The sequence below is a fragment of the Desulfitobacterium sp. genome (genome assembly GCF_035539115.1).
Lineage (GTDB): Bacteria > Bacillota > Desulfitobacteriia > Desulfitobacteriales > Desulfitobacteriaceae > Desulfitobacterium_A.
On record NZ_DATLJA010000106.1, the window covers coordinates 1 to 13,623 of the forward strand.

General features: G+C 46.1%; 13 protein-coding genes. 12 read left to right on the plus strand and 1 reads right to left on the minus strand.

Annotated features, from left to right (window positions below; translation table 11 throughout):
• Window positions 1-203 precede the first annotated feature (203 nt).
• From VM640_RS16430 to mltG, 9 genes are all read left to right on the plus strand, one after another.
• Entirely contained in the window at window positions 204-1,286 is a 1,083-nt protein-coding gene (locus tag VM640_RS16430; RefSeq protein ID WP_325394176.1) for an AI-2E family transporter, read from the plus strand.
• A 329-nt stretch (window positions 1,287-1,615) separates the two neighbouring features.
• Complete coding sequence (gene alaS, locus VM640_RS16435; RefSeq protein WP_325394178.1) at window positions 1,616-4,246, plus strand: alanine--tRNA ligase; 2,631 nt, start codon at window positions 1,616-1,618, stop codon at window positions 4,244-4,246.
• Window positions 4,247-4,349: 103 nt separating this feature from the next.
• The gene (locus VM640_RS16440; protein WP_325394180.1) at window positions 4,350-4,601 is read left to right on the plus strand and encodes an IreB family regulatory phosphoprotein; all 252 of its coding nucleotides are present in this window, start codon (window positions 4,350-4,352) and stop codon (window positions 4,599-4,601) included.
• Window positions 4,602-4,676: 75 nt separating this feature from the next.
• The gene (locus tag VM640_RS16445; RefSeq protein ID WP_325394182.1) at window positions 4,677-5,639 is read left to right on the plus strand and encodes an aldo/keto reductase; all 963 of its coding nucleotides are present in this window, start codon (window positions 4,677-4,679) and stop codon (window positions 5,637-5,639) included.
• 596 nt (window positions 5,640-6,235) lie between these two features.
• Window positions 6,236-6,451 (plus strand): hypothetical protein, encoded by a 216-nt coding sequence (locus VM640_RS16450; RefSeq protein WP_325394184.1) that lies wholly within the window; start codon window positions 6,236-6,238, stop codon window positions 6,449-6,451.
• A gap of 14 nt (window positions 6,452-6,465) precedes the next feature.
• Window positions 6,466-6,879, plus strand: a complete 414-nt coding sequence (gene ruvX / locus VM640_RS16455; RefSeq protein WP_325394196.1) for a Holliday junction resolvase RuvX — start codon at window positions 6,466-6,468, stop codon at window positions 6,877-6,879.
• Between the two features lie 54 nt (window positions 6,880-6,933).
• Complete coding sequence (locus VM640_RS16460; RefSeq protein ID WP_325394186.1) at window positions 6,934-7,293, plus strand: DUF1292 domain-containing protein; 360 nt, start codon at window positions 6,934-6,936, stop codon at window positions 7,291-7,293.
• Between the two features lie 143 nt (window positions 7,294-7,436).
• Window positions 7,437-8,741 (plus strand): VanW family protein, encoded by a 1,305-nt coding sequence (locus VM640_RS16465; RefSeq protein WP_414648022.1) that lies wholly within the window; start codon window positions 7,437-7,439, stop codon window positions 8,739-8,741.
• A 28-nt stretch (window positions 8,742-8,769) separates the two neighbouring features.
• Complete coding sequence (gene mltG, locus VM640_RS16470; RefSeq protein WP_325394190.1) at window positions 8,770-9,777, plus strand: endolytic transglycosylase MltG; 1,008 nt, start codon at window positions 8,770-8,772, stop codon at window positions 9,775-9,777.
• 200 nt (window positions 9,778-9,977) lie between these two features.
• Here mltG and trpB read toward each other — a convergent pair whose 3' ends face one another.
• On the minus strand, window positions 9,978-11,165 hold the full coding sequence (trpB, locus tag VM640_RS16475; RefSeq protein WP_325394192.1) for a tryptophan synthase subunit beta: 1,188 nt from the start codon (window positions 11,163-11,165) through the stop codon (window positions 9,978-9,980).
• A gap of 524 nt (window positions 11,166-11,689) precedes the next feature.
• Between trpB and VM640_RS16480 the strand changes: the two genes are divergently transcribed.
• The 3 genes from VM640_RS16480 to VM640_RS16490 all read left to right on the plus strand — a co-directional run.
• On the plus strand, window positions 11,690-12,994 hold the full coding sequence (locus VM640_RS16480) for a peptidase U32 family protein (RefSeq protein WP_325394198.1): 1,305 nt from the start codon (window positions 11,690-11,692) through the stop codon (window positions 12,992-12,994).
• 34 nt (window positions 12,995-13,028) lie between these two features.
• Entirely contained in the window at window positions 13,029-13,265 is a 237-nt protein-coding gene (locus tag VM640_RS16485) for a DUF4911 domain-containing protein (RefSeq protein ID WP_325394194.1), read from the plus strand.
• A gap of 260 nt (window positions 13,266-13,525) precedes the next feature.
• Window positions 13,526-13,623: type IV pilin protein (locus VM640_RS16490; protein WP_325394200.1), on the plus strand; the 98-nt coding region annotated here is incomplete at its 3' end.

Below are 13,623 nucleotides of genomic sequence, written 5' to 3' on the forward strand. Positions count from 1 at the left end.
AACTAGGGCTACCACCTTCGCTAGGGCTTGGTGCTAGCCAAGTTTTCTTTATCCTACGATGCAAGTGGTTAAGTCCGGCAGGATAAGGTAACTAGGGCTACCACCTTCGCTAGGGCTTGGTGCTAGCCAAGTTTTCTTTATCGCTGAAGCTCGGCGAAAGCCGGGTTTTCTTTATTCTATCCTTTAAAAAGGAGGAGCTCGTTTTGAGAAAGGAAAGTTGGCGTTGGCTTTTCGTCTCCTTTGTCTTTATCTTAGGACTTATCCTGTTCGTGTTAGTGAAACCTGTGCTCGGACCGTTTTTACTGGCGTTTGCGCTTGCTTATTTATTAAGCCCCGTGGTCGAGAGCTTGGAAAAGCGAGGAATCGGACGTCGGTGGGCTATTGCCTGGGTCTTTAGCGGGATTATTTTTCTTCTAGGCTCAACTCTTTTTCTGATCTTACCAAGCCTTTATAGTGAACTGTCTAAACTCGCCTTGATCTTACCCACGACGATGCATTCCTTAGATCAATCCATCCAGAGCTTTCGCGCCAACTTTCGTTCGTCAGGGCTGCCAAACCAAGTCGCTCAAGTTCTGGACGGACATCTCGGACGAGGGGAAGTGTTTCTAGCTGAGCGCTTGCAGGCCTTCCTTCAAACGCTGCCGGAAATGTTGGCTTCTCTTAGCATGTTTGTCCTTTCACCTGTTTTAGCGATCTATTTTTTAGCCGATTGGAAACGGTTAAATCAAGGGTGCCTGCGCCTTGTTCCTCAAAAGTGGCGGTTGGAGTGGCAACGATTACTCCAAGATATTAATCATGTTGTGCGGCGCTTCGTAAGGGGAGATTTGATCGTGGCAGTGATTGTGGGCATCCTTACAGGTATTGGAGTTAAGATCATTGGGATGGATTATGCACTTTTGATTGGTTTAATTTGCGGCGTATTTGATTTAATTCCCTACTTTGGCCCTGTGATCGGGGCTGTGCCCTCAGTTTTGCTTGGGTTAACCAAATCTCCGGTTATGGGATTAAAGATCGCGATCGTGATTATTATTGTGCAACAACTGGAAAGCGACCTGATATCACCCAAACTCATGGGAGATAGTGTGGGACTCCATCCCTTATTGATTGTATTTGTTCTATTAGCGGGGGGAGAACTTGTTGGCTTCTGGGGAATGCTACTCTCCGTACCATTTGCCGCCGTGCTCAGAGTCATTTTAAGACATATATATTTCCGACTGGTCTCACCGGAATTGCAAAGTCAGGAAGAAGAGCTTAAGGTAGCTCCGTCAGTTGACAAGTTGCCCTGAGTTCCGCTATACTTTTACATAAACGAATGAAGAAACAAGTAGTATTTCTCCCTTTCTCAGAGAGGCTCCAGTGGGTGAAAGGTGATTTCAGGCTTCTGAATTCTGGTCTCGACTTCAAATCTCTGGCTTGGTAAGCAGGGTGGTACCACGGTAAGATCCCGTCCCTGATCAGGGGGCGGGTTTTATTTATACTAACAGAAAGTATAAGTTTTGGGCAGATAGCATTAGTGCAACTAAGGCTTCCGCCTACGCCAGAGGCTTGGCGCAAGCCAAGTTTTCTTTAATTTTCTTTTGTTAATCTTTTTTTAATGTTGATAGGGAGGTTAAATATGTATACTGGCAACGAACTGCGCGAAATGTTTCTCAAGTTTTTTGAATCGAAGGGGCATAAGATTTTGCCCAGCGCATCCCTGATTCCGAAAGATGATCCGACGCTTCTTTTAACCGTCGCTGGGATGGTCCCATTTAAACCCTATTTTATGCGCAAGGTTGAGCCCCCGTTCTTACGGGCAACAACGGCTCAAAAATGTGTCCGGACACCTGACCTCGAAGTTGTAGGGAAGACGGCTCGACATCATACTTTTTTTGAAATGCTGGGAAACTTTTCCTTTGGCGATTATTTTAAGGAAGAAGTAATCCCTTGGGCTTGGGAATATGTTACCGAAGTCTTAAAAATTCCCGTTGAAAAGCTCTGGATTACCGTCCATCCTGAGGATGAGGAAGCCAGACAACTTTGGATCGACAAAGCCGGAGTCCAAGCGGAGCGAATTCTGAACGATCCGGAGAATCTCTGGGCGGCAGGGCCAGTGGGTCCGTGTGGCTATTGTTCAGAACTGTATGTGGATCTCGGCGTGGAGCGTGGTTGCGGGAAGCCGGATTGTGCAGTAGGTTGTGATTGTGATCGATTCTTGGAAATCTGGAACTTAGTATTTATGCAGTATAACCGGGATGAAAATGGAATGCTGACCCCGCTCCCGAAAAAGAATATTGATACTGGGATGGGGCTCGAACGGATTGCTGCGGTTATGCAAGGGGTCCCGACTAACTTTGATACTGACCTTTTCCGTCCGATTATCGATAAAGTCGCGGAAATTGCCGGGGTTGAGTATCATGTCAATCCAAAGACGGATATGGCTTTAAAAGTTGTCGCTGACCACACCCGTGCTGTTTCCTTCATGCTTTCGGATGGAATCCGACCCGGCAGTGATGGAAGAGGGTATGTTCTCCGGCGGATTTTACGGCGGGCGATTCGTTATGCGCGTTTGCTGGGAATTGAAAAATCATTCCTTGAGCCCGTCTTTAAAATCATTCAAAGGGACTATGCCCATCATTATCCTGAACTCAAAGAGAATGAAAACTTTATCTTGAATCATCTGCGCTTGGAGGAAATGAATTTCCAAGCGACTTTGGAACAAGGAACTCAGATTATTCAAGATAGAGTGAAGTCCCTACAGGAAGCGGGAGAGACAGTTTTAAGTGGAGCAGACGCTTTCTATTTGTATGAAACTTACGGTTTTCCGGTTGAACTGACGGAAGAGATGTTGGTTGAGCAAGGATTATCCGTCGATATGGCGAATTACGAGGTAGCGGCCGAAGAACATCGTCGCTTGGCCAAGGAACAATCCCAACAGATGAGAGCTGTCCAGGAAAGCCCAGCGATTGCTGAAAGAGCGAAATCACTGGGTACGACTCAATTTGATGGCTACGAAATTCTTGAGGAAAGCGTGAAGATTGAAGCCTTGTTCCTTAACGGCGAAGAAGTGACGGAAGCAGCGGAAGGGGATGAAGTGCTCTGCTTTTTATCTCAAACTCCCTTCTATGCCGAAAGCGGTGGACAAACTGGTGACCAGGGAATTCTCCGGACGGTTCGTGCCGAAGCGAAGCTCCTTGAAGTTAAAAAAGGTGTCACTGGAACGTATTATCATAAGCTCGTCGTGACCCAAGGAATTCTGCATACCGGCGAAACTGCGGATGCAGTGCTTGATCAGGAGGCAAGAAAAGCAACAGCTCGCCATCATAGTGCTACTCACCTTCTCCAAGCGGCCTTGCGTTCCGTTTTGGGAGAGCATGTCCAACAAGCGGGTTCCTTAGTGACGCCGGAACATCTCCGCTTTGATTTTACGCATTTCCATGCCTTAACCGAGGAGGAAATACGGAAGGTTGAAGACCAACTGAACCAGGCCATTTTGGCAAATCTTCCGGTTTCCACGGCCCAAATGGGAATTGAAGAAGCGAAAGGAAGCGGAGCCACGGCTCTCTTCGGCGAAAAGTATGGCGAGGTTGTGCGTGTCGTCTCAATGGGAGACTATTCGAAAGAACTTTGTGGAGGGACGCATGTCCGAGCAACGGGTGATATTGGTCTTGTCAAAATTCTCTCAGAGGGTGGAATCGGTGCTGGACTGCGACGGATTGAAGCAGTTGCTGGTCTTGCGAGCCTAAACTATGTCCGGGAGCTTGATGCGGAAATGCTTGAACTCGCACAACTTCTTAAAGCTCAGCCTGCTGATCTCACGAAACGGGTTCAAGGGCTTGTGGTTCAAGTGCACGATTTTGAAAGAGAACTCCAACAACAGACAGCCAAAATGGCGAAGTCAGAAGTTGAAGGGTTATTACAACGGGTGAAAGAGGTTGCAGGAGTGCCTGTTCTAGCGGCTTCAGTTCATGCGACCGATATGGATGCTCTACGCCAAATGGCGGATTTGCTACGCGATAAATTAAAATCTGGGGTTATTATACTAGGTGCTGCAGTTGAAGGGAAAGTCAATTGGGTCACAGTTGTAAATCCGACAGGTTTAAAGGGTTTACATGCGGGGCAGATTATTAAAGAAGTCGCGAAAGTCACCGGAGGAAGCGGAGGCGGCCGACCTGACATGGCCCAAGCGGGTGGTAAAGATCCTTCCAAACTTGGCGAGGCTTTGGACCAAGTCCCGAGGATTATCCAAAGTTTCCTCAAAAAATAGAGGATAATTGTGCCGAAGAGAGAATACTTCTCTAGAAGATAAAGAAGATAAAGAAGATAAAGAAGATAAGTCCGTAGAGTCGATTGCGAAGGGGGGAACGCTCATGGACGAACATATGGAAGAAACGATGATGTTTAGATCTCAAGGAGGGGAAGCCTCACCTCGTGACATTTTGGAACAGGTTTATGCTGCCTTACAAGAGAAAGGGTATGACCCGATCAACCAATTGGTGGGGTACCTTATGTCAGGAGATCCTGTTTACATCACCAGTTATAATCAAGCGCGCTCCCAAATTCGCAAATTGGAACGCTACGAATTATTAGAGGAACTTGTTCGCTCATACCTAGAAAAGTAGAATTTCAACAGAAGCCCTCACAGCCAAAGTTGTGGGGGCTTTAGTTATCATTAGCCGCAGGTGAGGGGTGTTTTTATGCAACAGGTTAAATTGGGTTGGAATGGCCCGATGGTCTCGGAAGTGTGTTTTGGCAGCTTAGCGGTTTCACCTTTACAAGGGCGTGTAACCTCTGAAGAAGGGGTAGAAGTCATGCGCTATGCCTTTGAACGGGGAGTAAACTGGCTGGATACGGCTGAGATTTATGCAAATTATGACCAAATTAAAATGGCCCTCCAAGGTTTCCCAGAGGTGCGAGTCATTAGCAAATCCTATGCCGTCACGGGTCAAGAAATGATTCAAAGTATAGAGAAAGCGCGTAAAGGGCTAAATCGGGATGTCCTAGATTTCTTCCTTTTGCATGAACAGGAAAGTGCTTTTACATTAAAAGGCCATCATGAAGCGTGGGAAGAACTTTTAAAGGCGAAAGAAAAGGGAATCGTTCGAGGCATCGGAATCTCGACCCATGCCGTTGCCGGGGTCAGAGCAGGAGCGCTTCAGCCAGGCCTAGACGTCATTCATCCGATCATCAACCAGGAAGGCATTGGGATCATTGATGGAACTTTGCCGGAGATGCTTTCGGCAATTGCCTTTGCTGCCGAGATGGGACTTGGGATGTATGCTATGAAGGTCTTCGGTGGTGGACATCTGGCTACGAAGCCCGAAGAATCACTTAATTTTGTTCGAAGTATTCCCGGGATTCAGGGTATGGCCCTGGGGATGTCGAGCAAGGAGGAAGTGGATTTTAACCTTAACTTTATTGAAGGTAAAGAAATTTCCGAGAATTTGCGGCAAAACGTCAAATACCGAGAACGCAAACTTTACATTGCTGACTGGTGCCAAGGGTGCGGACGTTGTGTGGAAACTTGCCCGCAAGGAGCACTTTCGATGACGGTGCAAAGAGAAGGTAGAGGAGAACAGGCTGAGGTTGACCCAAAAGCCTGCGTCCTTTGTGGGTATTGTGGACGGGTTTGCCCACATTTCTGTTTGAAGATTGTTTAGAAGTTCATATTGGCGCTTTATAGCGTTGGGGAAGATTGCGGGAACTGTAGCTTTTCGCGCATCCGTTCACTCAGCATCTCCGGGGCTGACTCACTTGCTTCCGAGGCAGCTCTGCCAAACCTCGTTCTGTATGTGCGTCGCTCCTGCGCGTCCATTGCGCCCGCGACATCAGGCTATCCATGGCCAAGTCCACTGGCGCCGCTAAGCCTCAAAAGCTTCGTTTGTCTCAACGCCCCTCCGAAGAAATCGTTCATTCCTGCACGAAAAGCTATGCTTTCAGGTCTTATATTTCTTGGTAGCTTGTTGGGTTTCTTGCTCAAGCAATTCCAGAAAGTCGTGCACGAAGTTATTCTTCGAAGCAAGATACGAGTACAGTAAGCGAGGACTTTGCGCGAGCAGGAACCAAGCTTGGGCAAAACTGCTCCTGCTTTAGAGGGACGAGTCACACACGAAAGCCTCCGGTGACAAAATTCTCCGGTGGAGAGTTTTGGCCAAGCCGCATGCCTCAGAAAATTGCTTACCGGCGTAGGATCGGGTTTCGCCCAAGCCGCCTGCCCAAAAAGTAGCTCAACGGCGAAGGTCGTGACTCGCCGACCGTGAGCCAAACAAGTGCGATACTCTCCACTGGAGACTATCGGGAAGGCGAATTGGAGGGCGATGACACAGGACGTGTCAAGTGTCGCGGGTGCCAAGGATGGCGAAAACACGCGACCAGCCCGCAGCTTGCATCAGCAGTTATGCCCCTAGCTTGGTCTGCGAGCGTCCGTTCGAGCGTCTGTAACGTAACTCTGCTTGCAAGAAACTTAAAATGAAAGGATGTGCTGCGATGCGGATTATGGGATTAGACTTTGGACAAAAAACAATTGGCGTGGCGATAAGCGATGAACTGCTCTGGACAGCGCAGGGAATTAAGACGATTCGCCGCTCCAAGCGTGAGATTGAGGAATTAGCCGAATTGATTGCCGAATATGATGTTCAAGAAATTGTTCTTGGTTATCCTAAAAATATGAATGGAACTTTGGGGCCGAGGGCACAACTATCAGAAGAGTTTTCCGCGCTTTTGCAGGATAGTTTCCAACTCCCGGTGAAACTCTGGGACGAGCGACTCAGCACAGTTGCAGCTCAGCGTTCCTTAATCGAGGCCGATGTTTCGCGGGCGAAACGTAAGAAGGTTATCGACAAAATGGCGGCAGTTTTTATCTTGCAAGGGTATCTCGATCATCGTCTGCGGAAAGTTTGACAATCATTACCTCTAGGAGTAAAATTACACTATCTTTGATAAGAGGTGAATTAAATGACTGACCATCACCACGATCACGACCACGACCATGATCACGATCACGATCATGATCACGATCACGAGCATGAGCATGAGCAAGATACCGAAGAGTTTGACACAGTTATCCTAACGGATGATGAGGGTCACGATCATGAATTTCTTCATTTGGACACCCTAGAAGTTGAAGGATCCACGTATTTCGTGCTCTTGCCGGTCACAGAGGAAGAGTCTGAAGAAGAAGAAGACACAGATGAGGCTATTATTTTGAAACTTGGCCATGATCCAGAAGGCAATGAAATGTTACTCGACATCGAAGATGATGAGGAATGGGAAAAAGTTGCTGATGCTTGGGAGAACATGGAAGAAGAAGAATAATCCCACAGAAAGTCAATCATAATGAATGGAAAACTCGCTTGAAATTTAAGCGAGTTTTTCTTATTTCAAGCGATAATTTGCGTTCAAATTGCAGATTATAATTAAGGTGAATCCATTTTAATGATATGGGGGCCAGAGTGTATATGAGAATTATAGCTATACTCCTATTGAGCTTATCACTACTGGTCATTCCCGGATGTACCATGGGAAAAACAAGCACCGGGAATCTGGATTCTGCACAAGTCCCCTCGAGTGAGAGCCAAAGCAGTTTGAGGAATGGGACCTTCCTTGATGGTCTAGAATTATCGGGACTCACGGTTCAGGAAGCCAAAACGAAAATCAAGGACTGGGAAGAGGACAAACTGGCGCAAAATATGCTCTTGGTGTACAATAAAATTGAGGTTTCTGTCACTCTTAAGGAATTGGGAATCACTTTGGAGTTTAATAAGGTCTGGGATCAACTTTGGCAGGGGTCTGGTCGAAAAATCGACAGCGTCTTAAAGATAGATTCAGTTCAAGCACATCAGGCTTTACAGGAAAAATTAACTCAAATAAATCGGGCGGCGGTGGATGCCTCCTACACGATTGAAAAGGATCAGTTTGTTATCAAACCTGCAGTTCCGGGGCGAGTTGTTCAAGTGGATGCTATTCTGGACAAGCTCCAGAACCAATCGTTTGCTACGTTACCAAAGCAAGTGGAGATCCCCGTTGTGGAAGTGCCAGCAACACAAACCACAGAACAGATACAAACCTTAGCTTTTGATGGAATTATTGGGGAGTACACGACTCAGTTTAATGTTAAGGATCAGAACCGGTCGGCCAATTTAGCGGCAGCTGCGAATAAACTCAATAAAACCGTACTTATGCCGGGCGAAACCCTTTCTTTTAACCAAACGATCGGGCCGAGAACGGCTGAGACAGGTTACAAAGATGCTTATATAATTATCAATAACGAATATGTCCAGGGAATTGGTGGAGGAATCTGTCAAGTTTCGTCAACCCTTTATAGTGCTGTAGTGCTTGCCAATCTGCCGATTGTGGAGCGATACCCTCATGCGGTGGTGATTTCCTATATTCCAATGGGTCAGGATGCTACCGTAAACTATCCGAATCTGGACTTAAAATTTAAAAATAATACTGCTTCTCTCCTTTATATCCGGACCGAGGTAAAACCTGGATTTTTAACGGTCCGTTTATATGGTAAAAAAACAGATAAGATTATTCGTTTAGAGCAACAGATTGAAAAAGAAATGGATTTTAAGACGATCATGCGTCTCGATCCGAACCTTCCTCCAGGGAAAATCATCCAAGATCAGGCAGGATGCAAAGGATATTTAGTTCAAACTTACCGGGTCGTGAAAGATGCCTCGGGGACGGAGAGCAAACAGTTATTGAGTCGTGATGAATATGCCCCCACGCACAAGATATTACGGGTAGGGGCGGATTGACAATTCCTAGAAGAAAGAGAGCGTGGGTATGCGGAAATTGAAGATGGGGATAATCGGTTTTGTTATCCTGCTAGCACTCGCTGTGATAAGCGGGGGCGTTTGGTGGTCTTGGGCTACTCACTCTTATTCGAATGAGAATACATCCGAGATGATTGCGATCACTCCCGGAATGACGGCCAGTCAAGTTGGAACGGAATTAGAGCGGAGACATTTAATTCGGAGTGCCCAAGCTTTTACCTTTTTAGCGGGTCAACTCCATGCCGATTCTAAACTTTTCGCAGGGGATTACTTTCTCTCTGCCAAAATGAGTCCCCAAGAGATGCTCAGCAAATTACTTTTAGGGCCGGAAGTGGCGGCTATCCGGGTGACTATCCCTGAGGGATATACAACTGAGCAAATTGTTAATCTTCTGGTTCAAAAAGGAATCGGCACGAAGGAAGAATATTCAAAGGTCCTGTCGACAGATTCGTTTAGTTATGCTTTTTTGCAGGGCATTCCTCAAGATGCTCACCGTTTGGATGGCTTTTTATTTCCGGATACCTACTTTCTGGATAAAACGGCAACCCCACACGCAGTTATTGATTTGATGCTCCAAAGGTTCCAAAAAGAGCTCACCCCAGAAGTTGAAAATCAGCTTATGGGGATGAATTTATCGATTCGGGAGTGGGTTAATTTAAGCTCGATTGTTGAAAAGGAAGCAGTCAAGGAAACGGATCGACCAATCATTGCCGGCGTCTTAATGAACAGACTTGCCAGTAATATGCCCCTCCAAGTTGACGCGACCATCCAATATATTCTGGGTACCCCAAAACCGAAACTCTATGAGAAGGATTTACAGATCCCCTCGCCGTATAATACCTATCTCCATACCGGGCTGCCGCCTGGACCAATTGCCAGTCCGGGCCATGCTTCCCTTGATGCGGTTCTGCATCCGGAAAAGACGGATTACTTATATTACTTGGCTAAATCGGACGGCTACCACGCCTTTGCAAAAACTTATTCTGAGCATTTGCAAAATCAGAAGAAATACCAGTGAGCATAAGCGTATTAAACCATTAATTAAATAGGGCTTTAAATCTTAGCGTGTACCTCGGGTACACGCTAATTTTCCTACGATGCAAGTATTTAGGTACGGCAGGATAAGGCAACTAGGGCAATCGTCTGCGCTAGGGCTTGGCGCTGGCCGAGTTTTCTGTATTAGCGCTTGCTCAGGATTAAGCCGTGTTTGATCTAGGGCTATGCCAATTTGTGATTCATGTCAAAGATTTGTTTGACATCCTTGTCGCCCCGACCTGAAATATTAATAATCAAAATCTCGTCAGGACTCAGGGTCGGTGCAAGTTTGCTCACATAGGCAACCGCATGTGCACTTTCTAAGGCCGGGATAATTCCTTCCGTACGGGAAAGGAGATAAAAAGCGTCGAGTGCCTCTTGATCTGTGACGCTGACATATTCTGCACGCCCGGAGTCTTTAAGATAGCTGTGCTCTGGGCCAACTCCGGGATAATCTAACCCTGCGGAAATCGAGTGTGTGGGTAAAGGTTCACCATTTTCATCCTCCATCACGTAACAACGGAAACCATGAATGACGCCGGGTTTACCCGCAGCAAGGGGAGCTGCATGTTTACCTGTTTCTAACCCTAAGCCTGCGGGCTCAACCCCAATCAGTCGAACGAAGGGGTCATCCATAAAGTTCGCAAAGGCTCCAATGGCATTACTTCCTCCTCCGACACAGGCCAGCACGGCATCCGGGAGACGGCCTTCGGCTTGTAAAATCTGCTCCCGAGCTTCCTTGCTAATGATTGCCTGAAAATGTTTAACGATCGAGGGGTAGGGGTGAGGACCCACTGCGGAACCCAGCAGATAAAAGGTGTTTTCATAGTTTTGGGCAAGGTCTTCAAGCGCTTCATCGATCGCCTCTTTCATGCTTCCATCTCCGTGGTTCACCGCGACAACTTTAGCACCGAGAATTTCCATGCGAAAAACGTTCAGGGCTTGCCGGTGGGTGTCGTGCTCTCCCATATAAATGACACATTCCAAATCAAATAATGCACAGGCAGTGGCTGTCGCAACACCGTGTTGCCCAGCGCCAGTTTCGGCAATAATCCGTGTTTTCCCCATGCGTTTAGCGATCAGGGCTTGACCAATAGCATTGTTGATTTTGTGTGCCCCAGTATGATTGAGTTCTTCACGTTTAAGATAGATCTTAGCTCCACCTAATTTATGCGTGAGTTTTTCGGCAAAATAGAGCGGATTGGGGCGTCCAACGTATTGGCGGAGATAGTAGTCTAATTCTCGGTTGAATTCAGGGTCATCTTTATACGTTTCGAAGGCATCTTCAATTTTGTCCATGACCGTCTGTAATTCCGGGGGAACATAACTCCCACCAAATTCTCCGAAATACCCCTTTTGTGTTTTTGCCATTAGAAATCCCTCCACTATCTTTTGATTTTGGACAAATAAAAAAACCTTCTATCATTTGCAAGCGTTTATCTTGCAAGGACAGAAAGCTTATTTCCGTGGTGCCACCTTGTTCATATTGAACCATAACCTAAAAGAGGGTACAGGTTCAATATCTCATTTCCAGATACGGAGTAAGTCCGCTGCTTTTCATCATCCTTAGGGTGACTAGAGAGCGCGTCTTCTCGATATCCTGTTCCTGTAACGGGAAACCCCCGGCATCACCTACTAACGGAAGTGTTCAGATTGCAACTCGAAGAGCCATTCATCCTAAAGAAACTGCATCAGGCTTCCACCCTTCCCGATTCGCTAAACCAGTTCATAAAGAACTACTCTTTCTTCTCATCGTTTGTTTTACTATTTGAAATGCATTGTACAATACAAGAATAAGGAAGTCAAGGATATAATATGCTCGGTAACTGGAAAAAGTTCCGACAAAATGGTATAAATAAGGGGTTCAATTTTATAAGATAATGGGGTTAGAAATGATGAAGACACGTATGGCTATACAAAAAAAGCCTGAATTATTAGCACCAGCAGGTGACTTTGAAAAACTAAAATATGCGCTGGCTTATGGGGCGGATGCCGTTTATGTCGGAGGATCATCCTACGGTCTTCGTGCTTATGCAGGCAATTTTGGACCAGAGGAACTCGAAAGCGCGATTAAATATACGCATCAGGCCGAAAGAAAGATTTATGTTGCCGTCAACATCTTTGCACATGAAGAAGATTTTGAGGGGATGACTGAATATCTTCAACAATTGGAGTCCTGGGGTGCCGATGCGGCAATTGTCTCGGACCCTGGAATTATTGCCTTAGCCCAGGAAGTCGCTCCGAAACTGCCCTTACATTTAAGCACTCAAGCGAATAATACAAATTCACAAAGTATGCGTTTTTGGCTCAAGCAAGGAATTGAGCGGATTGTGCTCGCTCGCGAGCTGACGGGGGAAGAGATTGAAAAGGTCCGGAAAAATGTTTCAGGAGAACTCGAAATGTTTGTTCACGGAGCGATGTGCATGTCCTATTCCGGCCGTTGTTTGCTCTCAAATTACCTAACTGGGCGCGATGCGAACCATGGAGAATGTACACAGCCTTGCCGTTGGAGTTACGGCATGGTGGAAGAAAAACGCCCAGGCCAAGTTTTCCCTATTGAGGAAGATGGGCGGGGAACGTATATTTTTAATTCTCATGATCTCTGTCTACTCCCGCATCTTCCTATCCTAGAACCCTTAGAAGTAGACAGCTATAAAATTGAAGGACGGATGAAGAGCGTTCACTATGTGTCTTGTAATGTAAAAGCTTATCGGGATGCGATTGATACATTATGGGAACAGGGCGAAGAAGCTTTCCAAGCTAAGCTTCCAGCTTGGTTGGCGGAAATGGATAAAGTAAGCCACCGTGATTATTCTGCAGGCTTTCTTTTTGGAAAACCCGGTGCCGAAGCGCATAATTTAGAGACTTCAAACTATATCCGGGAATATGACTTTGTGGGCGTGGGAGTATCCACAGAAGACTTACAACAGGCTAACCCCGACCTCGAAACGCTTAATACAGATAACGGCTATTGGGTCGAACAGCGAAACTATTTCAGACAAGGGGACACGATCGAAGTCCTCACGACTGAAGGAGAACCCTGGTCGTTTGAGGTGAAGCAGATGTGGGATATCGACGGTGAATTAGTGGATGTAGCTAATCATGCGAAACAAATCTTGCGCTTAGAATTACCCCAGCCTTTACCTGAATTTAGTATTCTGAGAAAGGCCAAAGTGAGAAAAGAAAACCGACTCCTGTGAAGTAGACCGTAAAACGAAGAAAAGAGGAAAATACATGTCAGAGCGAATTATCCCTTTTGCCAAATCTGATAAACTTGTCAAAGCCCGTTTACCCCGTTCCGAAATTCAAATGCTGGCTAAACTTGTGGAAGGGTTAGGTCACCTTGGGGTGGTTACGACGACTGATAAAGTGACCGGGGAAGTCTTATTTCAGGCGACTCTAGATACGTGGCCTGATTTGCGGAGAGCGGTCGAGCAAATGGGGTTAGGCGTAGAATTTTTAGAGGAATAGATCAAATCTTTTGGTAAATTTTATATAAGTTTTATTGAAATTATTATAGAATAGGATTGAAGTTTCGAAGCGAATCCTGTAGAATAAAGCCTGAGATGAGGAGAGTCAATAGGTCTATAGTCCTAAATTTGATAAAAGTCCAATTTTCACGAAGATTAATACATATAAAAATACAGTACTAATTACTCATCTCCATTTAGTGAATTAATGAACATAGAAGGAGTGAAAACATGGACGAAATTAAAATGGATGTTCAAAAAATGGTCAAACGGAGAAAAGACAGTGGTTTCACCTTGATCGAACTTATGATTGTTATTGCGGTAATTGGGATTTTAGCGGTCGTGTTAGTGCCGAAGGT